The sequence below is a fragment of the Limnohabitans sp. JirII-29 genome (assembly GCF_003063395.1).
In the GTDB taxonomy this organism is placed as follows: Bacteria; Pseudomonadota; Gammaproteobacteria; order Burkholderiales; family Burkholderiaceae_C; genus Limnohabitans.
This window is the reverse complement of record NZ_NESB01000005.1, coordinates 66,897-90,009: the sequence shown is the minus strand read 5'-3', so window position 1 is coordinate 90,009 and position 23,113 is coordinate 66,897. Positions and strand designations below refer to the sequence as shown.

26 protein-coding genes and 1 tRNA gene are annotated in these 23,113 nt (G+C 56.5%); 13 read left to right on the top strand and 14 right to left on the bottom strand.

From position 1 onward, the window contains the following. Positions 1 to 825 carry a TauD/TfdA family dioxygenase gene (locus B9Z39_RS09710; protein ID WP_108301572.1) on the bottom strand — a complete coding sequence of 275 codons (825 nt, stop codon included), beginning with the start codon at positions 823 to 825 and terminating at the stop codon, positions 1 to 3. A gap of 112 nt (positions 826 to 937) precedes the next feature. Between B9Z39_RS09710 and B9Z39_RS09705 the strand changes: the two genes are divergently transcribed. Next, positions 938 to 1,900, top strand: coding sequence for a tripartite tricarboxylate transporter substrate binding protein (locus tag B9Z39_RS09705; protein ID WP_233202463.1), 963 nt, complete (start codon positions 938 to 940; stop codon positions 1,898 to 1,900). A gap of 21 nt (positions 1,901 to 1,921) precedes the next feature. Here B9Z39_RS09705 and B9Z39_RS09700 read toward each other — a convergent pair whose 3' ends face one another. The 4 genes from B9Z39_RS09700 to B9Z39_RS09685 form a co-directional block, all read right to left on the bottom strand. Then, the gene (locus B9Z39_RS09700) at positions 1,922 to 2,866 is read right to left on the bottom strand and encodes a dioxygenase (protein WP_108301571.1); all 945 of its coding nucleotides are present in this window, start codon (positions 2,864 to 2,866) and stop codon (positions 1,922 to 1,924) included. Beyond that, a complete protein-coding gene (locus B9Z39_RS09695) occupies positions 2,863 to 3,519 on the bottom strand; it encodes a class II aldolase/adducin family protein (RefSeq protein WP_233248971.1) in 657 nt (218 codons plus the stop codon). Before B9Z39_RS09695 ends, B9Z39_RS09700 begins: the two co-directional genes overlap by 4 nt. Before the next feature lie 38 nt (positions 3,520 to 3,557). Next, positions 3,558 to 4,427 (bottom strand): VOC family protein, encoded by an 870-nt coding sequence (locus B9Z39_RS09690; RefSeq protein ID WP_108301569.1) that lies wholly within the window; start codon positions 4,425 to 4,427, stop codon positions 3,558 to 3,560. Between the two features lie 131 nt (positions 4,428 to 4,558). Further along, on the bottom strand, positions 4,559 to 5,473 hold the full coding sequence (locus B9Z39_RS09685) for a LysR family transcriptional regulator (protein WP_108301568.1): 915 nt from the start codon (positions 5,471 to 5,473) through the stop codon (positions 4,559 to 4,561). Between the two features lie 149 nt (positions 5,474 to 5,622). Between B9Z39_RS09685 and hpaH the strand changes: the two genes are divergently transcribed. Next, positions 5,623 to 6,405, top strand: coding sequence for a 2-oxo-hept-4-ene-1,7-dioate hydratase (gene hpaH / locus B9Z39_RS09680; protein WP_108301567.1), 783 nt, complete (start codon positions 5,623 to 5,625; stop codon positions 6,403 to 6,405). Between the two features lie 9 nt (positions 6,406 to 6,414). After that, entirely contained in the window at positions 6,415 to 7,173 is a 759-nt protein-coding gene (locus B9Z39_RS09675) for an aldolase/citrate lyase family protein (RefSeq protein WP_100144455.1), read from the top strand. Positions 7,174 to 7,201: 28 nt separating this feature from the next. On the opposite strand, the gene B9Z39_RS09670 is transcribed toward B9Z39_RS09675, so the two are convergent. The 3 genes from B9Z39_RS09670 to B9Z39_RS09660 are packed head-to-tail and all read right to left on the bottom strand — an operon-like array spanning position 7,202 to position 8,153. Next, positions 7,202 to 7,480: a YqjK-like family protein gene (locus B9Z39_RS09670; RefSeq protein WP_158236118.1), complete on the bottom strand. Its 279-nt coding sequence runs from the start codon at positions 7,478 to 7,480 to the stop codon at positions 7,202 to 7,204. Beyond that, on the bottom strand, positions 7,473 to 7,865 hold the full coding sequence (locus B9Z39_RS09665) for a phage holin family protein (protein WP_108301566.1): 393 nt from the start codon (positions 7,863 to 7,865) through the stop codon (positions 7,473 to 7,475). Before B9Z39_RS09665 ends, B9Z39_RS09670 begins: the two co-directional genes overlap by 8 nt. A 12-nt stretch (positions 7,866 to 7,877) precedes the next feature. After that, entirely contained in the window at positions 7,878 to 8,153 is a 276-nt protein-coding gene (locus tag B9Z39_RS09660; RefSeq protein ID WP_369823277.1) for a YqjD family protein, read from the bottom strand. 212 nt (positions 8,154 to 8,365) lie between these two features. On the opposite strand from B9Z39_RS09660, the gene B9Z39_RS09655 reads away from it, so the two are divergent. Then, complete coding sequence (locus tag B9Z39_RS09655; RefSeq protein WP_108301673.1) at positions 8,366 to 9,895, top strand: thymidine phosphorylase family protein; 1,530 nt, start codon at positions 8,366 to 8,368, stop codon at positions 9,893 to 9,895. Further along, positions 9,895 to 10,788, top strand: coding sequence for a ribose-phosphate diphosphokinase (locus B9Z39_RS09650; RefSeq protein ID WP_108301565.1), 894 nt, complete (start codon positions 9,895 to 9,897; stop codon positions 10,786 to 10,788). The genes B9Z39_RS09655 and B9Z39_RS09650 overlap by 1 nt, the downstream gene beginning before the upstream one ends. On the opposite strand, the gene B9Z39_RS09645 is transcribed toward B9Z39_RS09650, so the two are convergent. The 3 genes from B9Z39_RS09645 to B9Z39_RS09635 all read right to left on the bottom strand — a co-directional run bounded on the left by B9Z39_RS09645 (position 10,768) and on the right by B9Z39_RS09635 (position 13,516). After that, positions 10,768 to 11,610: a class I SAM-dependent methyltransferase gene (locus B9Z39_RS09645; RefSeq protein ID WP_233202464.1), complete on the bottom strand. Its 843-nt coding sequence runs from the start codon at positions 11,608 to 11,610 to the stop codon at positions 10,768 to 10,770. The two genes, B9Z39_RS09650 and B9Z39_RS09645, sit on opposite strands and share 21 nt — an antisense overlap. A 99-nt stretch (positions 11,611 to 11,709) precedes the next feature. Further along, positions 11,710 to 12,525, bottom strand: a complete 816-nt coding sequence (locus tag B9Z39_RS09640) for a class I SAM-dependent methyltransferase (protein ID WP_100144467.1) — start codon at positions 12,523 to 12,525, stop codon at positions 11,710 to 11,712. Between the two features lie 7 nt (positions 12,526 to 12,532). Next, positions 12,533 to 13,516 (bottom strand): tripartite tricarboxylate transporter substrate binding protein, encoded by a 984-nt coding sequence (locus B9Z39_RS09635; RefSeq protein ID WP_100144469.1) that lies wholly within the window; start codon positions 13,514 to 13,516, stop codon positions 12,533 to 12,535. A 340-nt stretch (positions 13,517 to 13,856) separates the two neighbouring features. Between B9Z39_RS09635 and B9Z39_RS09630 the strand changes: the two genes are divergently transcribed. From B9Z39_RS09630 to B9Z39_RS09615, 4 genes are read left to right on the top strand one after another with little or no spacing between them, the layout of a single operon-like run. Then, complete coding sequence (locus B9Z39_RS09630) at positions 13,857 to 14,297, top strand: DUF5132 domain-containing protein (protein WP_158269482.1); 441 nt, start codon at positions 13,857 to 13,859, stop codon at positions 14,295 to 14,297. A 1-nt stretch (position 14,298) separates the two neighbouring features. Then, positions 14,299 to 14,910 carry a cation transporter gene (locus tag B9Z39_RS09625; RefSeq protein ID WP_108301563.1) on the top strand — a complete coding sequence of 204 codons (612 nt, stop codon included), beginning with the start codon at positions 14,299 to 14,301 and terminating at the stop codon, positions 14,908 to 14,910. Further along, a complete protein-coding gene (locus B9Z39_RS09620) occupies positions 14,891 to 17,029 on the top strand; it encodes a heavy metal translocating P-type ATPase (protein WP_158269481.1) in 2,139 nt (712 codons plus the stop codon). Before B9Z39_RS09625 ends, B9Z39_RS09620 begins: the two co-directional genes overlap by 20 nt. Beyond that, complete coding sequence (locus tag B9Z39_RS09615; RefSeq protein ID WP_108301561.1) at positions 17,022 to 17,324, top strand: polyhydroxyalkanoic acid system family protein; 303 nt, start codon at positions 17,022 to 17,024, stop codon at positions 17,322 to 17,324. The genes B9Z39_RS09620 and B9Z39_RS09615 overlap by 8 nt, the downstream gene beginning before the upstream one ends. A 21-nt stretch (positions 17,325 to 17,345) precedes the next feature. Here the strand turns inward: B9Z39_RS09615 and B9Z39_RS09610 are convergent, their stop codons facing one another. Next, entirely contained in the window at positions 17,346 to 17,945 is a 600-nt protein-coding gene (locus B9Z39_RS09610) for a heme-binding protein (RefSeq protein WP_108301672.1), read from the bottom strand. 67 nt (positions 17,946 to 18,012) lie between these two features. Further along, complete coding sequence (locus tag B9Z39_RS09605; protein ID WP_108301560.1) at positions 18,013 to 19,005, bottom strand: MerR family transcriptional regulator; 993 nt, start codon at positions 19,003 to 19,005, stop codon at positions 18,013 to 18,015. Between the two features lie 117 nt (positions 19,006 to 19,122). On the opposite strand from B9Z39_RS09605, the gene B9Z39_RS09600 reads away from it, so the two are divergent. The 4 genes from B9Z39_RS09600 to B9Z39_RS09585 all read left to right on the top strand — a co-directional run bounded on the left by B9Z39_RS09600 (position 19,123) and on the right by B9Z39_RS09585 (position 22,952). Continuing rightward, on the top strand, positions 19,123 to 19,620 hold the full coding sequence (locus tag B9Z39_RS09600; protein ID WP_108301559.1) for an Rrf2 family transcriptional regulator: 498 nt from the start codon (positions 19,123 to 19,125) through the stop codon (positions 19,618 to 19,620). A gap of 36 nt (positions 19,621 to 19,656) precedes the next feature. Further along, a complete protein-coding gene (locus B9Z39_RS09595) occupies positions 19,657 to 21,552 on the top strand; it encodes a M14 family zinc carboxypeptidase (RefSeq protein ID WP_146183313.1) in 1,896 nt (631 codons plus the stop codon). Continuing rightward, the gene (locus tag B9Z39_RS09590) at positions 21,552 to 21,860 is read left to right on the top strand and encodes a TIGR03643 family protein (protein WP_233248970.1); all 309 of its coding nucleotides are present in this window, start codon (positions 21,552 to 21,554) and stop codon (positions 21,858 to 21,860) included. Before B9Z39_RS09595 ends, B9Z39_RS09590 begins: the two co-directional genes overlap by 1 nt. A 243-nt stretch (positions 21,861 to 22,103) precedes the next feature. Further along, positions 22,104 to 22,952, top strand: coding sequence for an endonuclease (locus B9Z39_RS09585; protein ID WP_108301557.1), 849 nt, complete (start codon positions 22,104 to 22,106; stop codon positions 22,950 to 22,952). 52 nt (positions 22,953 to 23,004) lie between these two features. Here B9Z39_RS09585 and B9Z39_RS09580 read toward each other — a convergent pair. Continuing rightward, positions 23,005 to 23,080, bottom strand: a tRNA-Asn gene (locus tag B9Z39_RS09580). Positions 23,081 to 23,113 lie beyond the last annotated feature (33 nt).

The following is a 23,113-nucleotide window of genomic DNA, read 5'->3' as shown; positions in this document are numbered from 1 at the left end:
TCAAACGGGTGTGTCGCCCGCGAGGGTGATGCGGTGCATCACGCGCTTGAAGCCGTGGTAGTCGTTGACCGGGTTGTGTTGTGTGCAGCGGTTGTCCCAGAACGCCAAAGAGTGGGGCCTCCAGACAAAGCGGCAAGTGAACTCGGCCTTGACCTGGTGCTCAAACAGGAACTTCAGCAACGGTGCACTTTCTTCATCGGTCATGCCCACAATGCCCGAGGTGTGGGCCACGTTCACGTACAAGGCTTTGCGGCCTGTTTCTGGATGGGTGCGCACCAGTGGGTGCGCGTGGGTGTAGTTTTTGGGCGCACCTTCTTTGCCATCGGTCTTGAGGCGGTCTTCACGTGTTTTGGAGACATCGGCTTTGGCCGAACTGCTGATGCCTTTCAAGCCATCCAGCAAAGACTTCATGGTGTCTGACAGTGTGTCCCACGCGAGGTACTGGTTGGCAAACAAGGTGTCGCCGCCATAGGGGGGAATTTCATGTGCCAACAGCATCGAGCCCATGGGCGGTTGTTCGAGGTAGGTGGTGTCGGAATGCCAGATGCCACCAAAGTTGTTTTTTTCGTGCTCGAGTTTTTTGACTTCAATCACACATGGAAAGCCATCCAAGCCTTTGACGAAGGGGTATTCCACGGGCGTGCCCATGGCTTGGGCAAAACGCATGAACTGTTCGGTGCTGAGGTGTTGATCGCGAAAGAAGATGACCAAGTGTTCGAGCAACGCGGCACGAACGGCTTGCTGCACATCGGTTGACATGGGTTGGGTCAAATCAACCCCGTGCAACTCAGCGCCTAGTGCGCCTGCGATACGTTGAATTTTCATTAAATTATTCTGTCACAGCTCACGTTTTTGAGATCCCGCGTTTGTCCGCCCTGCGACAAGAGAAACAGGACGTTCATGCCATCCTCTCGCGACAAAAATATTTGGAGTTTGTGTGTTCAAAATTCTCATCAAAATCATGGCCTTTGCTTGGCTGGGCATTGCCATGCAAAGTCAGGCACAAGACTTTTTGTCGCGCCCCGTCAAGATCGTGGTACCGCAAACACCGGGCGGTGCATCCGATGCTTTGGCGCGCATCGTGGGGCAAAAGCTCAGCGAGAAATGGCAGCAGTCGGTGGTGATTGAAAACCGTGCAGGGGCCGGTGGCAATGTGGGCATGGAGTACGTGGCACAGGCTGCGCCCGATGGCCATACCTTGTTGATGAGTTATGTGGGTTCGCACGCCATCAATGCATCGCTGTACAAAAAACTGCCTTTCGATCCTGAAAAAGATTTCGCCCCTGTAGCCACCTTGGCCACTTTGCCGTTTGTGTTGGTGGCCCGCCCTGATGCTTCTTTCAAAACAGTGAAAGAGCTGGTGGAGCAGGGCAGAAAAGCGCCACTGACTTTTGGCTCCGCAGGCAATGGGTCGGTGAACCATTTGCTGGGCGTGATGTTCAACTCGGCCGCTGGCACCAAGCTGGAACACATTCCTTATCGCGGTGCCGCGCCCGCGATGCAAGACTTGATGGGCGGACAAATCAACATGGTGTTCACCAGCTTGCCTTCGGTGGCCGGGTCGATCAAGAACGGGACCTTGCGTGCCATCGCGGTGACCAGCGGCGCACGTTCATCCAATTTCCCCAGCATTCCCACGATTGCTGAAGCAGGCTACAAAGAGTTTGATGTCTCGCCTTGGTTTGGTTTGTTCGCCCCAGCCAAAACGCCTGCGGCGGTGGTGCGTCGCATCAACCAAGACATCCAAGAGGTGTTGAAGAACAAAGAAGTGATCGAGAAGTTCAACGCCCAAGGCGCAGATGTGTTGATCACGCAACCGGCGGAGTTTGGGGCCCTGTTGAAAAACGACCTCGTCAAATGGGGCGAGGTCGTCAAGGCCTCAGGCGCACAGATCGATTGAGGTGCCTGAGCGTGCTGTGCCTCAAGCGCGGGGTGGCAGCACCACGTTCACAGGTTTGCCGCCCTCGGCCTTGCCTGTGATGGGCGGCTTGGGCAAGCGGTTCTCACCCGGTTCAATCACAAACGTGTAGTCGAGCGAATACCAATCGCCTTGGACCTGCGGGTCAGGCGCGGGGGTGTTGGTGTGCAGCACGTAGTGCCCGATCAAGGCTTGGGTCACCGCAAATTGCACATCGGTTTCTAAAAACGGATCGTCGCTGGAATACACCTGCGAGAACTGGGTTTTGTAGCCCGGTTTGTTGATCATGAAGTGGATGTGTGCAGGCCGCATGTTGTGGCGGCTTTGTGCCCGCAGCAACGCGCCCACCGGACCACTCAGCGGAATGGGGTAGCCCGCAGGCTTGACGCTTTGAAACGCGATGTGGCCCTGGGCGTCGGTGGTGAACTTGCCCCGCAAATTCATGTCGGCTTGCTCGGGGTCTTGGTTTTCGTAAAACCCTTCAGCCGAGGTGTGCCACACATCCACGTCGGCATCGGCCACGGGTTGGCCTTGACGGTCACGCACCCAGGCGTTGACGAAGATGGGCACGCCTGCTGTGGGTGAACGTACCAGCGATGCCCCCGAAGCCATGCGCGGTGCGTCTTGACGCCAAAACGGACCCATCAAATTGGCGGTGGTTTCGGACTGGCCGCTGTCGCCGTTGTTGAGCAAGCACACCAGCGACGACAGCCCCATGGAGCCCGCAGCCAACACCACCTCGTTGTGGGAGGGCGTGGTGAGTTGCCCCAGTTGGGCGATCACGCCACAGACCTGGTGAAACTCGGCTTCGGTGAGTTGGGCGTCGCGCGCAAAACCGTGCAGGTGGATCACCGCTGCTTTCATGATGGTTTTGAAGCGTTCGTCAGTGGCGTGTTCCAGCTCTGCCAAAACAGCGGTGGTGACGTCTTGCTGGTTTTTGATGATCATGTGTTTTTCGCTTCGATGTCGTCGTGTGTCAGGTAGTCCCACATGCGCTCCACAATGCCACCGTTCCAGGTGGCGCGCTCTTGGGCTTCTTGGGGGGTGTTGAAGATGGCTGTGTCGGCATGACCGGCTGCTTGCACAGCATTTTCAACCCGCCCTGCATCTTCCAAGAACCAGGCCAAGACCAAGGCTTTTTGAATCGAGTCGGCCACGGTCACGGCACCGTTGACACTGACCACCACCGCAGGGGCGTTGCCCAGTGTGTCGACCACGCCCTCGGCGGCGGCTTCGTTGCGTACCAGCGCTGTGTGCTCCCACCGGGGCACGTGTGGATAAAAGTAACTGGAAAACCCGTGCCGTGCACTGGGCGTTAATTTCATGGCGGCGAGGGCCATCACATGCGGTGGGAAAAACCGGCAGATGCCATTCACCTCGGCGCGTCGTTTGTAGACCTGTTGGTGGATACGCACCTCACCCAGCACGCCGTCAGGCAACGGCCCATGGACTGACACCACGGTGCCACTGTTTTGTGGCGTGAGCAGCCCCATCGGGCGTGGCGCGCACACCAGGAAGTGCTCAGCGTCGAGTCGCAGGCTGCAATGGCCGTAGGCGGTGGCCAAACCAGCGCGCGCCAAGGCGCGCCCGGTGGTACGCACAAGCTGCTCTTGTGCGGGTGTAGGTGTTGGCGTTGTCATCAGTTTTTGAATTCAGGAATATCGGGCACCGAGCCCCACATGCAAAACGATTTGGTATCGAACGGAAATTGACGTGGCATGTCATCGGGATCGGTGATCATGCGCACGCCGCTGGAGAACTCGTAGACCATGCCATCGGGCCCTTCAAAGTACAAGAACATCGCGCCCGATGTGGGGTGACGGCCCGGGCCAAACACCACCCGCACGTCATGCTTTTGCAGCAAGTACCAGGTGCGCATGATGTCGTCGATGGACTCAACCTGGTGGTTGATGTGTTGAACACCGGCAAAGGTGGATGGGAACAAGGCAATCTTGTGGTGCACTTCGTCGATGCGCAACAAGGGGGCCTGCCCAATGCGGTCACTCACCTTGGCGCTGAGCACCTCGGTCCAGAATTTTTCATCGCGCACGGGGTGGGTGGTGCGCAGTCCCACATGCGAAAAGCCTGTGCTGCCCGTGTCTCGGGTCGGGAAGAAGCGCACCCCGCAGTGGTGGGGGCGAACCACCAGGTCGATGGAGTTGCCGCTGGGATCTTTGAAGTTCAAGAACGCTTGGACGTGGCGCATCTCACACGCGTCGGCATCGCCCTGTGTGAAGGCGTAGCCAATCTGGTCCAGATGCGCGGCAGCGGCTTGCAGCGCGGCCTCATCGCGCAATTCAAAACCCACGGTGTGGTCGCTCGGGTCGCCATCAAAGTACACCAAGGTGTGGTCTCGGTCATCGCTGCGCAGGTACACGCTGCTGCCGTGTTTGGGGTTGCCGACTTGTTCGCCCACACGCAACCCCAGGATGCGGTCGGCGTAGCGGGTGGCGCTCTCTAAATCGCGGGTGCCCAGGCGAACGTAGCGTATGTCGTGGAGATGAATCATCGGAACTCAGTGACGGGGTACTAGGTGTCCCGAAGCTTATCGACAGTTCAGGGCATGGCAAACATCGCTGGATCAATTCCTACCATTGATGAAACGAATGGCCAGTTGTGCCAGGAAACAGCATGCCGGCGTCACTGCTGGAACAAATATTGAAATTGCGCACGCAGCCATTGGTTGGCCGAGTCTTGGTGAAAGCGGGTGTGCCAATGCTGGCGGATGTCGATCATGCCAATGTCGATGGGCAAGGGCAGCAGCCGAACGCCTTCGCCGGGTTTGAAGGTTTCTGCCAACCGGGAGGGGATGGTGACCATCAAGTCGGTCTGCGACACGATGCTGGACAAGCCCATGGAGTGGGCCACCCGCAAGCCCACCTGGCGCTTGACGCCGAGGTTGCTGAATTCGCGGTCGAGCAGTTGGTCGAGCGAGTCATGGCTGGCCGACGAGGGCAGGTAAGAGATGTGTGAGCTGTTGAGGTAGGTGTCCAAGGTCAAGGTGTCTTTGATCTTGGAGTGGTTCTCTCGAATCATCACCACATAGTGTTCGCGAAACAAGCGCTGGATGTAAAAGTTGGGGCCAAAGTCGCCAAAGAAACCCACCGCCAAATCGATTTCGCCGCTGGTCAGGCTCGCGTCGATGCGGTCGGTGGGCGTGTCCACTATCGAGAGGCTGACTGTGGGCGCGACTTGGTGAAGGTGAGCCAGCAGCTTGGGCAAGAACACACGCTGCCCCACTTCGCTGGTGCAAATGGAGAACATGCGCTGGCTGGTGGCTGGGTTGAATTGCCGCTGTTCTTCAATGGCTTGTCGCAAATGTCCCAAGGCAGTTTTCACAGGCTCTGCCAGGTTTTGGGCAAACGGTGTGGGTTGCATGGCGCCCTGGATGCGCACAAACAGGGGGTCTTGAAAGTAGTCTCGCAAGCGCCCCAGGGCGTTGCTCACAGACGATTGCGTCAGGCCCAACTCTTCCGAAGCCAATGTGACGCCTTGGGTGCGATAGATGGCGTCGAACACCAGCAGCAAATTGAGGTCGAGGGCGTTGAGTTTCATACCAAGTCAGATTATTGATAACCTCAATAGTAGACATCATTCAGCAGTGGTTGAAAGCAGCTACAGTCCTGCCAAGCACAGGGCCTCACGCCGACGTGACGAGAGGTGTTTGAAGTCAATTTTTGTCATTCAATAGGGGAGATCGACGCATGATGAACGAAGCAGAAAGACAGCAAGCGGTGGAGCGTTTGTTGCAGGCAGAAAAAAACCGCAAGCAAGCGACGCTGTTGTCTGACAGCTTTCCGCACATTCAGCTCGAAGATTCTTATGCGATTTCGAGCGCAGTGGCGGCGCACAAAATCAAAGAAGGCGCCAAGTTGATCGGCCACAAAGTGGGCTTGACGTCCAAGGCCATGCAAGCCTCTTCCAAGATCGATGAGCCCGATTACGGCCATCTGCTCGACACCATGTTGATTGCTGAGGGTGCCAAAGTGCCGCATGCCAATTTCTGTTTGCCCCGCGTGGAAGTGGAGTTGGCGTTTGTGTTGGGTGAGTCACTCAAAGGCCCGGGCATTGGTTTGGTCGACGTGTTGCGTGCCACCGAGTACGTGGTGCCTGCACTTGAAATTGTGGATGCTCGCCTGGTCGATCAACGCAAGATTTACGACACCGTGGCCGACAACGGTGCCGCAGCGGGCTTGGTATTGGGGGGGCGACCCATCCGACCTTTGGACGTGGATTTGCGCTGGGTCAGTGCGCTGATGTACCGCAACTCTGACATTGAAGAAACAGGCGTGGCTGCCGGTGTGCTGGGCCATCCCGCTTTGGGCGTGGCCTGGTTGGCCAACAAACTGGGGCAGCACGGCGTGACGCTTGAGAAGGGGCACATCATCTTGTCGGGCTCTTTCACGCGTGTGGTGTTCGCCCGCAAAGGCGACACCTTGTTTGGCGACTTTGGTCCTTTGGGCAGCGTCAGCGTTCAGTTCGTTTAAGAGACCGTCATGGATTTGCCTGTCAATGTGTTCAAACGCGCCATTCAATCGGGCGTGCATCAAAAAGGTTTGTGGACCACACTGGCCAACACGTATTCAACCGAAGCGGTGGCCGGGGCTGGATTCGATTGGTTGCTGCTGGACATGGAGCATTCGCCCAACGAGATGGACACCATCTTGCAGCAATTGCAAACCATTGCAGGCTACGCCACCCAAGCGGTGGTGCGTCCGGTGTGGAACGACCCCTTGGCCATCAAACGCTTGCTCGACATTGGCGCGCAGACCTTGTTGATCCCGTATGTGCAAAACGCATCTGAGGCTGAGCAAGCCGTGCGCTCGATGCGCTACGCGCCGCGCGGCATGCGGGGGGTGAGTGCCTTGACGCGTGCCACGCGCTTTGGACGCACCCCCGATTACATGCAGCGCTGCGAAGATGAGTTGTGTTTGTTGGTGCAGGTTGAAACCCAGGCTGCCTTGGACGAGATTGAGGCCATCGCGGCAGTAGACGGTGTGGACGGCATCTTCATCGGACCGGCGGATTTATCGGCCAGTTTGGGGTTTCCCGGCCAACTCAAACATCCAACGGTGTTGGCTGCGATTGACGGTGCGATTCAACGCATCCGTGCAGCGGGCAAAGCTGCTGGTATCTTGACTGGGGACAAGGAATTGGCCCATCACTTCATCCAGCGCGGCACCTTGTTCACCGCCGTGGGTGTGGACGCCGGCTTGTTGGCGCGCGCAGCAGACGCTTTGGCCAAAGAGTTTTGAACGCTGCTGTTTGAGCGCTGTCTGCGTTTCAGGCCAACCATTCCTTGAGGCGTTGAAGGGTCAGCCAGCCTCCCAATAAGCGCCGTCCCCAGACCAAGACACGGCGGGGCTTCCAGATGGCCAAGGCGAGCAAGCCCGCCGCAGAGGGAACCGGGTGGCGGTACAGCCACTGCACCCCCGAACGTGCGCGGTCAAACAACGCAACCGGTGCTTGAATGGCCTGTGTTTGTTGCGCCCAATTCGCGCGCAGTTGGGCGCTGCGCAGCAGCAGGCGTTGTTGGCGTAACAGCAAGTCGGTGTTATCCATGAGATTTGGAGGATTGAAGGCTTTCTTTGTCACGTTCAAGCTCGCTGGTGCTCGCATGAAACATACCCAAAGGGTTGTGCAGTCGCTTGCGCGCCTGCGTCAACAACACACCGGCAATACCGAGACACAGCACTGCCATGACACCCATGGCGGCCAGTCGGTAGCCTTCCCAAAACATCCAGATGATGGTGCTGCACAACAGCAAGACACCAACGATTAAAAACACCATGGCGATAGCGGCACATAAAAAGCCATCGAACAAACGACGCTTTTCAAATTCCAGCTCCGTGCCAATCAGCTCGATGCGTACTTGCACCATTTCCAGTGCGGTGGCGACCAATTGACGCACGGAGGCGAACAACCCGCCTGTGTGGGGATCATGCATGGTGGGCCTGGCCTAGCGGCGGCTGATCAGCAAGCCCACAACCAAACCAATGCCAGCGGCAATGCCAACCGACTGCCATGGGTTTTCATGCACAAACTCATCGGTGGCATGGCCTGCCGCTTTGACTTGGGCCACCGCAGCATCTTGCAGATGCTGCAACTCGTCTGTGGCTTGGTGCAGACGCGCTTTCACGCGGGAGCGAACACCCTCTGCGTGATCGCCCACCTGATCGGCAGTCATGCGCAGCAACTCTTCAGCGTCGGCAATCACGGTACGCAGGTCGCTCATCAATCGGTCTTTGTCCGCTGTCTTTGTGTGAAACATGAGAAGCCTCCGTGGCGGTTTAAAAACTTCAATATAAATGATCAGTGATGTCTTGTGTTTGATACGTGTCAAGCGATGGTGTGATCTTTCCGGTGTAGGCTAGAGCCATGAGTCAAGAACCTGTTGATGTCTTGCCGGGTGAACCTATGCCTGGCAACCATGCCCCGTCTTCTCCCATGGCTTTGCGTCGCGTGGCCATTGATACCTACCACGAGAACGTCGTGTACTTGAACCGCGACTGTGCGGTGTATCGCGCAGAAGGCTTTCAAGCGCTGGCCAAAGTGGAGGTGCGTGCCAACGGAAGAAAAATATTGGCCACGCTCAACGTGGTGGATGACGCATCTATTGTGGGCTGTGGCGAAGTGGGCCTGTCTGAAGATGCCTTTGCGCAAATGGGTGTTGACAACGGGCACACAGTCTCCGTATCTCAGGCCGAACCCCCAGAGTCGATGGGTGCCTTGTTTCGCAAGATCAATGGCGAGCGGTTGAATAAAAACGATTTTTTGGCCATCGTGCGTGACATTGCGCATCACCACTATTCGAAGATCGAGCTGACCGCTTTCGTAGTCGCCACCAACCGAGGTGAGATGGACCGCGATGAGGTGTTTTATTTGACCGACGCGATGGTGGCGTGCGGCCGTCGTCTGGATTGGCGCTCCAACCTGGTGGTCGACAAGCATTGCATTGGCGGCATTCCTGGCAACCGAACCTCGATGTTGCTCGTGCCCATCGTGGCTGCGCACGGCATGTTGTGCCCCAAGACCTCGTCACGTGCCATCACGTCGCCTGCGGGCACGGCGGACACCATGGAGGTGTTGGCCAATGTGGAGTTGCCGTTTGACCAGTTGTCCGACATTGTGCGAGATCACCATGGCTGTTTGGCCTGGGGGGGCACGGCCGATTTGTCACCTGCCGACGATGTGCTGATTTCAGTGGAGCGGCCTTTGTCGCTCGATTCGCCAGCGCAGATGGTGGCCTCTATCTTGTCAAAGAAGATTGCGGCGGGTTCGACCCATTTGGTGTTGGATATTCCCATCGGGCCCACGGCCAAGGTGCGCTCCATGCCCGAGGCACAGCGCTTGCGCCGACTGTTTGAATATGTGGCGTCGCGTATGCATTTGTCTTTGGACGTGGTGATCACCGACGGTCGGCAACCGATTGGTTTTGGCATAGGCCCTGTGCTGGAAGCGCGCGATGTGATGCGTGTGTTGGAGAACGACCCACGCGCCCCGAACGATTTGCGACAAAAAGCCCTGCGCTTGGCCGGGCGCCTGATCGAGTGTGACCCCGATGTGCGTGGTGGCGAAGGCTTTTCGATTGCCCGCGATATTTTGGATTCTGGCCGCGCACTGTCTTGCATGAACGCCATCGTCCAAGCGCAAGGCTCCAAGCACTTCAACCACAACCAACCGAAATTGGGCGCCTTGACTTTTGAGGTGCTGGCTCACGCCAACGGTGTGGTGACAGGCATCGACAACCTGCACATCGCACGGGTGGCCAGATTGGCCGGCGCACCCAAAGTGCAGGGCGCTGGGGTTGACCTGGTTCGCAAGTTAGGCGATGCCGTGTCGATGGGTGACGTGTTGTACCGCGTGTATGCCGACTTCAGCACCGATCTCGAATTTGCCCGGCAACTCAGCAACAAGTTCAGTGGTTACACCGTGGGTGGCGTTGAAGACTTGCCACATGTCTTTGTGGAGTTCTGATGGCCGACAGCACGTGTTTGTTGTATTTCGAAGATGAGGCGAGAGCTGCCTTGCACTTGGCCGATGTTGCAGGCATGGTGCCGCAACTGGTGCAGCGTCACCGTTTTCCAGATGGCGAACTCAAACTGCGTCTGCCTGTGACCTTGCCTTCTCGGGTGGTGGTGTTGCGCAGCTTGGCGTATCCGAATGAAAAACTGGTCGAGCTGATGCTGACTGCCGACACCGCACGCGAACTGGGTGCCCAGCACCTCACACTGGTGGCCCCTTACTTGGCCTACATGCGTCAAGACATTGCCTTCGTGCCGGGTGAAGCCGTGAGCCAGCGCATTGTGGGACGTTATTTGGCGTCCATGTTTGACGCCTTGGTCACCGTGGACCCGCATTTGCACCGTATCGCCAGTTTGGACGAGGTGATGCCTGGCTGCACAAACACCGTGCTCAGCGGCGCGCCTTTGTTAGGCGATTTGATTGCGCAGAGGCGCACGCATCCGTTTCTGTTGGGCCCAGACAGCGAGTCCGCACAGTGGGTGGCTCGCGCTGCGGCCGCGCACGGCTTTGAGTTTGCGGCCTGCGAAAAAATTCGTCATGGCGATCAAGCCGTTGAGATTGCCATGCCCAACATCGATGTGCGTGGACGCGCCGTGGTGCTGCTCGACGATGTGGCCAGCAGCGGTCGCACCCTGGCACGCGCCGCGCAGCTGGCCTTGGCTGCTGGAGCGGCCAGTGTGGACGTGGCGGTGACGCATGCCTTGTTTGCGGGCGATGCTTTGTCGGTCCTCATGGCAGCCGGTGTCACCGAGGTCTGGAGCACCGACTGCATTGCGCACAGCAGCAATGCGGTCAGCGTGGCACCTGCGATTGCTCAGGCGCTGTCACGCGGGGGCCGTGCCTAAACGAATCAGACCGTACAGCGGTCCCCCTGTGAACGGGGCTGTGAGCAACTCGGTGAGACAGCATGCCATGCCATAGGCTTCGGAGACACTGCGTTGCTCAAGCATTTCCAGCCCAGGAAAGGTTTGTACGAACTGCGGCACATGGCGCATGCCCCACATGAACTCTGCGCCTGTGTCTTTGACGCTTGGATGCAGGCAGGCCGTGCCGATACCCACCGGGGAGATGAAATCAAAAACGAACTCGGAGCCAGGCGGCGCGTTGTCACTGATTTCCTGCAACACCGCGTGTACTTGCGTCGGTTTCAAATACATCAACACGCCTTCACAAATCAGCAGCACCGGTCGGCCCCGCTTGCCTCGGGGCAGTTTCAGACGTCGCCACCAGCCCGGGCGCGCGATGTTGAGTGTCTGGTGCCGACAGTGAGGCGGCAGCACATGAAAAATTAGCTGTCGCAGTGTCATCACTTCGGGCAGATCGGCATCTAGCCAGCGGTTTCGGCCGTTGTCAAACCATTGGAAGTAGTTGGACAAACCAGCGCCCAAGTTAACGCCTTGGCTGTTTGGATGACGCCCGAAGAAGTCGAGCCCCATGCGCTTGATGGCCTGCGTGCGCCACAACACGTTGAGCACCGTCATCCAGTCATTCAGGTAGGTCTGAACGTTCGTGTGCAGGGCTTCGAGTACCTCATTCGCGCAGACATCGTGTGGGTCGAGTTGCGGAAACAAGCTGGCCCCTCTGGCCCGTGCTGCCAGCGGGATGAGCAAGGTGCTGGGAACTGCCCCCAGCTTTTGCCACGCCAAGTGATGTCCGGGGAGTTGCAAGGGGAAGTGTCCCTTTGATGAAAGCTCCATTCTGACCAGAGGCCCACGGTGCCATATTGATTCATATCAAATCAATAGAAGAGTCTGGCTTGGTCTGTGTCAGCGTTTGATGAACCGCAGGGTGAAGCGGTCGCTCTCGCCAATGGCTGTGTATTTTTGCCGGTCCTTGTCTTTCATACGGTAGGCGGGCGGCAAAGTCCAGACACCCTCTGGATAGTCTTTGGTGTCTTTGGGGTTGGCGTTGATTTCTGAGCTGGCGTCGAGCTGGAAGCCCGCTTGCTCAATCAGCGCAATCGCCAAGTCCTGGCGTACATAGCCCGAGGTGGTTTGTTCGGCCTGTGTTTGGTCGTTGCGCCCTCGGTGATCGACGATGCCCAACACGCCACCGGGTTTGAGCGCCAGGTGAAAGGCTTTGAGGGATTCTTGCAACTCGTTGCGTGCCATCCAGTTGTGCAGGTTGCGAAAACTGATGACCACGTCAACACTCCCTGCGGGCGCAATGGGGTGGTGGTCTGCTCTGAATTGGGTGACCTTCACCTGGTTGTACAAGGCGGGTTCGTCTTGGAGCCGTTTCAACAACTTTTGATGGTCTGCCAAGTATTCAGGCAGCGAGGCATCGCGATCTGCGGCAATGTACAAGCCTTTGTCTCTGAGCCAGGGGGCCAGAATTTCCAGGTAATAGCCGCTGCTGCCAGGCAATATTTCAACCACCGTGCTGTTGGGCTGAATGCCAAAAAATGCCAAGGTTTCAGCCGGGTGGCGAAACGGATCGCGCACCACATTGCCCGATGAGCGGTGGGGGGCCGACAGCAAGGGCCGAAAGCTGTCTGGTGAGACTGTGTCGGCCAGGGCGGCCCCGCACAGAAGACTCACCAGTGCGCAGAGTTGACCGATGGATTTGAAAAATCTAACCATGTGCAACTTAATCGAGTTTGATGTTTGCCGACTTGATGAGCTTGGACCACTCCACCAAGTCTTCGCTGATTTGTGTAGCAAATTCTTCCGGTGTGTTGGCCACAGGCTCCATGGCGTCGGCATAAATACGCGCCTGAAACTCAGGGCGCTTGATGATGGAGGCCACGTCGTCGTGGATTTTTTTCACCAACTCTTTGGGCATGCCAGCCGGGCCCATGAAGCCATACCAGGCGTCGATGCGAAAGCCGGGCAGTGTTTCGGCAATGCTGGGCACCTGTGGCATGGCTTTGGAGCGCTTGGCGCTGGTCACTGCAATGGCTTTGAGCTTGCCGCTCTTGGTCAGTTGAATAGAAGCCGTGATGCCGCCAAAAATCAAGGGCACGTGGCCTGCCATCACATCGTTGACACCTTGACCAAAGCCTTTGTAGGGCACGTGTGTGATGTTGACATCTGCCATGTGCTTGACCATTTCCATGGACAGATGCTGTTGCCCGCCTGCACCCGATGAGGCGTAGGTGATTTTGCCGGGCTGCTGCTTGGCCATGGCAATCAGGCTCTTCATGTCATTGGCAGGGAAATTGGGATTGGCCAACAGCACAAAAGGTCCTGTGGCCGCGTTGATGATGGGCGTGAGGTCTTTGGTGGCGTTGTACGGAATGTTGTTGAACAGATGCGGTGCGATGGTGATGGTCGCGTCGGCAGCAAACAGCAAGGTGTAGCCATCGGGGGCGGACTTGGCCACAAAGTCGGTGCCAATCGTGCCACTGGCGCCGGTCTTGTTTTCAACCACGACAGATTGCTTCCACAAATTGGAGAGCTCTTGCGACAAGATGCGTCCGTAAATATCAGGCGTGCCACCGGGCGGAAACGTGACGATGACTTTCACAGGCTTGTTGGGATACGACTGTGCGAGGGACAAAGATGGTGCGAGAGCCAAGGCACAGAGCGCAGCCCAGCTCAAACACAACAACCGACGGCAAGATTTTTTCATCACGAACTCTCAGTCCATTCAAGGTGGGGGGCAAACAAGTTGCTGATCCTAAAACACGCGCAGGCGAGGGCGGTGTCGCCATGGCGCTTGGCCCCCATCTTGGTTTGAACACCCACACTAGGTTCGCTGGCGAACAGACTGCACATGTCCCCGCCTTTACTGTCGGGCCACAGAGTCAGCAGTTGGCACTGGCGCGCTCTCAGGGCGTTGCAATACCAGCATGGAGAAATACGTGGTCACACAAATCAAAAGCTCAGACATTCGCAAAAAACCGAAGGTCTCAACACCCAAGAGCACCCCAAACCGCGGCCCACGTCGGACAGTGCCCCTTGAGGATGACTTGCAAGACGCCGCGTACACCGAGGCGCATCGCCCAGCCCAGCCAGACCGCTCAGCGGCTGGCGCAACGCCTCGGCTCAGCCACTTGGTTGCACGTGGCAAAGACTTGGTGTCTGGTGACGCCACCTCAGTGGCCACGGCTGCGGCCATCGTGGTGGGGGCAGCCTTGATTGAGGTGGAACTCATTCCTGGCCTGATCATTGGTGCCGGTGCGGTGTTGCTGAGCAAATTTTTTCCTGAAATGGGCGACTACGTGCGTCCCGCCATCAAAGGTGCCATACGTGCAGGCTTTGCCATGACGCAAAAGGCACGGGAAGTGATGGCGGAGACCAGTGAGCAAGTGCACGACTTGGTGGCTGAAGTGATGCTGGAAGAAAAGCATCCCCAAGCCACCCAGAAGACGCCGCCAAAGCCAGCCAGCGCTGCCGTGCCAAAGGCTTGATGTGCCGCAGACCGACCACAGGGCCGTGCGCACGGCGCGTATCGCGCACCATGTGCCTGGTCGCATGCGGCTCAAGGTGTTGGGAGTTCGCGCAGAGCCAGAATTTTTTGCGACGGTTCAACACGTGATCGCTGGCTTGGAGGGAGTCGACAAGGTGCGCGTGAATGCGGCATCGTCGAGCATCGTCATCGACTACAGCCCGGCTGACACGGTATTTCACTTTCGCCTGCAAGACGATCCAGATGTCAACAGTTGGCTCAGCCTGCAAGGCGATGACGCCTTGCTGGCGGGCATTGACGAGGCAGTGGTCACCGGTTCGCACTATTTGGCACAGCATTCGCGTTTGGCTGAAGACTTGGTCTCGGGCGCAGAACAACTGGATGTTCGGTTGCGCCGTGCAAGCGACGGTTATCTGGATCTCAAGCTGTTGTTGCCATTGCTGTTTGCGGCGGCCACCTCGATGCGTCAGGCTCGTGGCAGGGGCACACCCATGTGGCTGAGTCTGGGTACTTTTGCGTTCAACACCTTCATCTCGCTGCACCGCAACCGTATCTATGCACCGGTGGTCAAAATTGTGTCAACCGGCCTTGCGCATGCACGAACCAAACCTTAACGCCAGCCTCGCGTTGACACGCGCAAGCTACCAGGTATTGCATGAAATGCCAGGGCGCTGTCGCATCCGCGTGGCCCGTCTGCGCATGGATGCCACCGTGCGTGAGCGCATCAGCGAGCGCTTGACCCACAGCGCCTTGGTGTCGAGCTTTCGTCTCAACCCCGCGTGCGACTCGGTCACCATCGAGCATCTGGGGCAACTCGACGCGCTGTTTGACATGCTCTTGCAACCCCTTGTGATGTGCGTCACATCGCCCGACAAGCAGACGACAGAGATCCAAAGCACACAAGGTGAAGCCAACCCGTTTCGTGCCATGGCTTGGGCCAGCACGGCCTTTGTGCTGGGGCCAGCAGGCGGCTTTGGCTTAGACCTGTTGTTGATCGTGCTGACTGGGTTGCCTATTTGGCGTCGTGCCGTGAGCACCTTGGTCCATGAGCGTCGCTTGAATGTTGATTTCTTGGATGGCCTGGCCTTGGCCATTGCGGTGCTGCGCCGTCAGCCACGCACAGCTGCTTTGATGGCCATGATGGTGCACTTGGGCGATGTGGTGCGGGAGCTGACTGCGCGTCAATCACGCGGTCACATCCGTGAGTTGCTTGATTTTCAGACCGTGCAAGCCCGGCGCCTGGAGGCTGATGCCAGCGTGACGCTGATTGCAGCGCAAGCGCTGCGTTGCAACGACATGGCGCTCATGCTGGCAGGCGACTTGGTGCCTGCTGACGGCATGATCAGTAGCGGCTTGGCCTCGGTGGATCAGCGCCACATCACGGGTGAGTCGGTGCCCGCCACGCGCCGTGTGGGTGACATGGTGTTTGCGGGCTCATCCATTGTGGAAGGCGCCATCACCGTGCAGGTCACGGAAGTCGGTGCTGCCACGGTGGTGGCGAAGATTGTGCAGGTCATTGAGTCGGCCCCTGTGGGTGAAACGCGCATTCAAAACTATGCCGAACAGTTTGCCGACCGACTGGTGGCACCGCTATTAGGTGTGAATGTGGCCATGCTGGCACTCACCGGCAATGTGGACCGCTTCATGTCGATGGCCATCGTCGATTACGGCACTGGCATCCGGGTGGCGGCCCCCACCAGCATTTTGTCGAGCATGACGCGCGCTGCACGGCAGGGCATTTTGATCAAGAGTGGCCACCATGTGGAGCAGTTGGCAACGCTGCGCGGCATCGCTTTTGACAAGACGGGCACCCTGACTTGCGGCCATCTCACAGTGCTGGATGTGCGGCCCATGCATGCGCGCATGAGCGCCGACCGCGTGCTGCAACTGGCCGCTGCGGCGGAGACCCAACTGCGCCATCCGGTGGCACGCGCCTTGGTCTTGCATGCCGAGCGCACGCGCGGGCTTACCTTGCCGCTGTGCGACGACGTTCAGTTCATCATTGGCATGGGGGTGACCGCGGTGATTGCGGGCCAACGTTTGCATGTGGGCAGCGAGCGTTTTTTGCGTAGCCTGGGCATTGCCACGGGCAAGGCTGCCAAGTACTTGGCGGAGGCCGAGCGCCATGGCGACATTGCGCTGTTGGTCGCCTTGGACGACAGCTTGATCGGTGTCATTGCGTGTAGCGACACGCCCAGACCCGAAGCCCGCGCAGTGGTTGACGGACTCCGAGCGCGCGGTGTGCAGCACATTGTGATGCTGTCTGGCGACCGCGAAGGCGTGGCCCGACGCGTGGCAGAAAAAGTGGGCATTGACACGGTGTATTCAGAAATACTGCCGCACGACAAAGCCGAGATGGTGCGCACGCTGCGCCAGCAATACGGGCCGTTTGCCATGGTGGGCGACGGTGTGAACGACTCGCCCGCTTTGGCCCAGGCCGATGTGGGCATCTCGCTGGTCGATGGGGCCGACATTGCGCGTGCCGCAGCCGATGTGGTGCTGATGGAAGAGGGCTTGCACCTGTTGCTGCCCGCCATGGACATTTGCCGCGACGGCATGGCCTTGGTGCGTCAAAACTTCAGTTTGATTGCAGGGGCCAACACTTTGGCTTTGGCGTTAGCGGTGCCCACCGGTCTCATGTCGCCCATGGCCTGTACGCTGCTCAGCAATGGCTCTGGGTTGCTGGCCACTCTCAATGCCATGCGCCCCTTGCTGGCTTCCAAGAATGGCTGATGTTCATATCTTGCGCAAGCATGCACTGGGCTTGCTGGCCATTCGAAAAATTGCGTTCAGGTGGGCAGAGCTTGCGGAGGCCGAGTACGGCATGCGCTGTGTGTATCAGGAAGGCCGGGCAACCGACGAATTGTTTTTTACTGGAGCAGGTGTGCAAGGTCACTTGGTAGCAACGCGCAGCAAATTAGAAATCAAGGTTGAACTTGGCATTTTGCTGCGTGCATTCAAATCGAGCATTGAACAAGAGATGGTGAAAAACATCGACGCGCTTCTTCCTGCAAAGTTGTCGAAGTAGAGCGCGTCATGGTGGTTCAGTTCACGGTGCTGAAATTTCCACCATGATTTCGTTGCGTCTGAACATGGGCAGTGTCCAAGGTGGGTCATACCTAGCCAGCTGTGGTTTGCCGACGACTGTGAGCGATTTTTGATGGGCCCATTCAAGCGCCTCTTCGGTTTTTTTCTGGACTCTCGCGAGGGTGTTGAAGCCCGAGTATTTGAGGACTACAAAGTGCTTGCTTGGAATTTCTCTCAAACTCACAGCAGGATTCTTGGGCTGCGCAATGTTGGCCAAGGTGTACTGGCTAGGCATCACAAAATGGATGCGCCATTTGTTGGCGGTTTGCATATTTGTTTCTGCTGACGCGGGCTGTGCCGTGACAGATGCCGTCATTGAAATTTTGGAAGACTGTGGCTCGACCGTGACAGGGGCTGTCATGGCGATTTTCGAATTTTGTGTGGACTCAGGCCGTTGGTTGTTTCCAAAAATAAAGTCTGCAATGAGCCGAAATCCTTTGCCAGAAGCTTCATCCATATCGCCTTCCACCACCGTCTCGGCAATGAGGCTAGGTGCGTAGTGTCGAATTTCAAATGGATCTTCGGATGAAATGACGTTGTATGTCGGTTCTTCGATGGCCATGGCAGGTCCAATCCAGCAAAGGCTCAGTATGAGGCTTATGCGCAGCAGTGTGTTTTTTTTCATGTCATCAAGCATGGCGCTGATCCTCACGCAGATCAATGCCTTCATGCTGGGCAATTTTTTCAAGTGCGTTTTCAAACAGCGAACGGGCAGAACCTGAAATAGATCGGAGGTAGGCGTGCAGGTGGGCATCTTCGGTGCTGTTGTTCAAACACGCTTGGCTGTATTCCTCAAAACTTGCGAGCTGTGAAATCAGCTCCGCGACATGCCTGGGACATTCGCACAAGACTTGGGTGGAGATGCTGGCCACTCGGCTGAGTGTTTCCTCCGAGTATTTGCGTGCGGCAATCACGGCACCGCTTGTTCCGAATTGTTGTGCGTGGTCGCGGTCTGCTAACAAAACGGACTGCAGCAATTCGGCCAGCTCACTGTCTGAAATCGGTTCGCGCCTGACGATCACACCTGAGAACTTCATCGCCTGAACCACGGACTCCGGCGCAAAGTTGTAGATGACGATGGTTTGCGCAAACTTGTGTTGATCAATCAGGGCTTGAATTGACGCATGCACATTGGTTTGCAGTGTGTTGACTTTGATCAACAAGACTTGTGGTGCGTCGGACAGTTTGGCTTTGCTTGCCACATCCAGATCCATCCACACGTTCGTGACCTTGAGTCTGTGTTGCTGCAAACCCGCCGCAAACTTGGTGGATTCAATGCGATTGGCCATGCTCAGACCCACGACAGCCAGAGACACCGGTTGTCCGGGTGTCACCAAGCGCTTGTGGGCGTTGTGGGGCATGTTGCTGATGCGCCTGAGTTGCTCCAAATCCAAGTGGGCCACCGCGCTGATGGCATGCCCCGCATGAGAGAGCTGCTTGAGCAGCAATGCCTTGGAGACATCGTGCTCTGCAAACAAGCGCTGCTTGCCTGTTGTCTTGATTGGGCTGAACGCGCCGTAGCGCGTTTCCCAGATGCGCAAAGTGGAAACGGGAATGCCTGAGGTCTTGGATACCGCTCCAATTCGATAGAGGGCGGTGGTGGCGTGGTGTGGTGTGTTCAATGTTGCACCTTTGAGTAGATGTTGCGTAGATTATTGTTCGAAATGTCGATGATTTACCAAATATTTGGATTTTGCGTAGATATATGGCTGAAAATCCTACTCATTAGGAGCTAAGCCATGATTTCGAAGAAAACAATCAACGCCATTGAAGTTTGTGTCTTCCTCGCAGGGCGGCGCAACGTCGGTTATGTCACCACGACAGAGCTGTCCCCCAGGCTCGACCTGTCCATCTCTTACCTGGAAAACATCCTCAAGCTTTTGAAGGACCACAAAATTGTGACTTCTATGAAGGGGCCTGGCGGCGGGTACATGATTCAGGGCGATGTGTCTTGCATCTCCATGTGGGATATCGCTTTCGTGTTTGAGCAAACTCTTGATGGCGCACACCCAGCCGACGCTGAGAAGCCGCCCAAGCTTGCAAGCTACGAGCTGGGTCTTGAACACGTCATCAAGGACACGTTGAGCAAATTCACCTTGTCAGACTTTGCGGACACATCCTCCGCCGTGATGAAGTCCTACGCACAAGAGATGGGTCGTTTCCATTTCAAGCCATTGGCTGCACCGTTCATGCCAAAAGCTCCCAATTCGGTGTTCCAACTTCACATGACGTTTTGATGCGCAGCCAAAGAAATTGGCTGAGTGATTGAGCTCATGAACCTACCTAAGATTTTTTGGTGCTTGTGCATATTTTTGTGGATGTCGAGCGAGGGGATCGCACAAAACAAGCCGGTAACTTCTGAGCTGTTGGAGGCTGAAGTCAGTCAATTTCGACGTACCGGTACGTATGCAGAGGTCGAAGCGACGTGTCATCGCTTTGCAAGCACATATCCTGAGGCGGTTCGTTGCGTCAGCATTGGGCGCACGGCGGAAGGGCGTTCCATCATGGCCTTGGTCGTCAGCCGCAGTGGCGCTTTGACGCCAGATCAGGCACGACGCATGAAGGTGCCTGTGGTGTTGGCCATTGGAGGGACGCATGCGGGTGAGATGGACGGCAAGGATGCGGGGTTGATCGTTGTTCGAGACTTGTTGAAAAAAGTTTCTTCCAATGACCCGCTCAAGCACCAAGTTTTTTTGTTTGTCCCCGTGTTCAATGTGGACGGGCATGAGCGTCCCAGTCCCTTCAACCGACCCAATCAAAACGGCCCCAGTTTGCAGGGCGAGCGGGTGACCGCACAGCGCATCAACCTCAACCGCGACTGGATATTGGGCCAATCATCCGAGATGAATGCCATGCTGCAATTCATCGCCGATTGGGATCCATTGCTGACCCTGGATTTGCATGTGACAGATGGCGTTCGCTTTCGTCACGATGTTTCGTTGTCCATGTCGCCCATGTTCGGTGTGGACGATGCATTGCGTGAAGTGTCAGATCAGTTCTCTGTGGACATGATGAAGCGCCTGTCTGCCAGCGGCCATCGTCCCCTGGACTTCACGCCGGTTTTGCTGGATTTTGAAAATCCGCGTGCGGGCATCATGCGTGATGCAGATGCGCCTCGGTTTTCGCATGTGTACGCCGTATTGCGCAATCGCATGGGCATCTTGGTGGAAGACCACGCGTGGGACCCCTATGCGCAGCGCGTGAAAACCAGCCACGATGTGTTGACCGCTGCACTGGATCTCATCGCCAAACAAGGCAAGCAGTTGTTGGATGTTGCACTTCAAGCGGATGAGAAATCCGAAACGATGTACAGCCAAGCTGTGGCCCTGGACTGGCACAACATGCTTGAGGCAGGAATTGACATTCCTACGGGGCAAGCCAATTTGTTGGGTTACGAATACACCACACACAGCGATGCGCCTGTGGTCGGCGGTCGCCACATCACCTACCATTTGCAGAAACCCACGGTGTGGCAGGTGCCTGTGTATGGTGATATTCAACCTGTCAACGAAGCCATCGTTAGTTTTCCTCAAGCGGGTTACATCATTCCAGCCGGATGGGCTTCGGTGGTGTTGCCCTACCTGCAAAAGCACCACATCACCTACCAGGTGCTGACGAAAAATATGCAGGGCGTCGATGTGCAGGAACTGCATGTGGACCCCGAGAGCATTTCCTTCGAGTCGCGAACTTTTCAAGGGCGCTTGCGAACTCAGATCAGCGGTGAATGGGTGACGGCTCAGGTCAACCTGACATCAGGCTCACTGTATGTGCCCATTCGACAGGCGCGTGCATTGCTGGTGGCGCATTTGCTTGAACCCGTTTCGCCTGACTCCTTGTCGCGCTGGGGTTTGTTCAACACGGCCTACGAAATTACAGACCACATCTCCAACCACAGACAGCTGCAAATTGCGCAGTGGATGTATGTGCAAGACCGACGTATTCGGGAAAGATACGGTGAAACACTTCACAAAAAACTGTCGGCGTTGCGGCAGGAATATCAAATACGCATGGACCGGGATGAACGCTTTCACGAAGATCCCGAGCAAAGAATGGACTTTTGGATCAGCCAAATCCCGTACCACGACCCAACGTTCAACAAGTACCCGGTGATGCGTACCGATCACTTGCAGAGTTCCGCATGGTTATCTCGTGCTGAATCAGGCCACTGATGCGCGTTATTCAGGAAAAAATGTTTATTAAGTTTTCACAGAAGATGGCTGCGCTCACGCCCGGTGATGTATCGGCTGTGATTCAAATGGCGTGGGAGGACAGAACTTCATTTGAGTCAATCAAAGAGCGCGTCGGCCTGTCTGAGTCTGACGTTGTACGTTTGATGCGTCACGAACTCAACCCAAGCTCGTATCGGTTGTGGCGTAAAAGGATGAACGGCCGCGTCACAAAACATCGTGCGTTGAGAAGTCCCCAAATGAAATTTGACGACCGAATGGTTGCAAACCATCGCCGTGCCAATTGCTAATTCAAAACGATCGGAGCTCCACATGACAAACGACCCTAGATGCTGCGGAACCGGCACTTGCATCATCAACGATGAAGGCCTTTGCTGGTGCGGTCAACAATGGGATGGTCAAAAAATGTGTTTCACAGCCTCAGCGGATGTCAGCAACATTGATAACTCGGCCGAGCCTCAAGAGCCTGTGCCCAATGAGTGATTTGTTCGCAACAATTGGTCGAATCAATGACCTGTATGTTGTGTTGACCTATGGCAATTGCCGATCCAACTGTTGCTGCACACAAGATTGATTCAGCCAGTCTTGTTGCATTACCTCGCTCCTCAGGTGTTTACATTTTCAAAGGCGAGGGGACCTTGCCCCTGTACATTGGCAAGAGCGTGGATATCCGTAGTCGTGTGATGAGTCACCTCAGGGCACCTGACGAAGCCAGCATGGTGGCTCAGACACGCAGGATCGACTTCATCGAGACAGCCGGGGAGATCGGGGCCTTATTGCTTGAGTCCCGAATGATCAAAGAGCAAAGTCCACTGTTCAATCAGCGTTTGCGACGAATCAAAACGCTGTGCGCCATTCGCGTGAATCAAACAGCCCAAGGGGTCGTACCTGAGATCGTTGACAGCAAGTCAGTCCACCTTGGATCAACGCCTGAGCTTTATGGATTGTTCTCATCGGTTCACTCCGCGAATGCAAAGTTAAAAGACCTGGCACAGCAACATCTGTTGTGTATGTCGGTTCTGGGTTTGGAGAAGACGTCTCAGCGAGGGTGCTTCGGTTGGCAAATCAAAACCTGCTTAGGTGCTTGTGTGGGCAAAGAAGATCGACACACCCACGATCAAAGACTTTTGTCAGCGTTGGTCGATTCACAGGTGGAGGTCTGGCCGTTTGGTGGTCCTGTTGATCTCGTCGAAGAGAGGGATGGTTGGGTGCAAAGACACAGAGTCAACAACTGGTGCTACCTGGGTACGCAATGCTCAAAAGCTGGGCCAGCGCGTATGTTCAAAGCGCATCAACAACACAACTTTGATCTGGACAGCTACAAGATACTGGTCAAGCCCATCATGCTCAAAAAGGTGAAAGTTCAAGCAGTTGAGCCATGACGCCACAAAAAGAAAAACCCCTCTTGCATTGCTGCAAGAGGGGTTCTTTTTTTGGCTCCTCGACCTGGGCTCGAACCAGGGACCTACGGATTAACAGTCCGGCGCTCTACCGACTGAGCTATCGAGGAATAAGACCGAAATTATAAAGCGTTTTTTGGCGT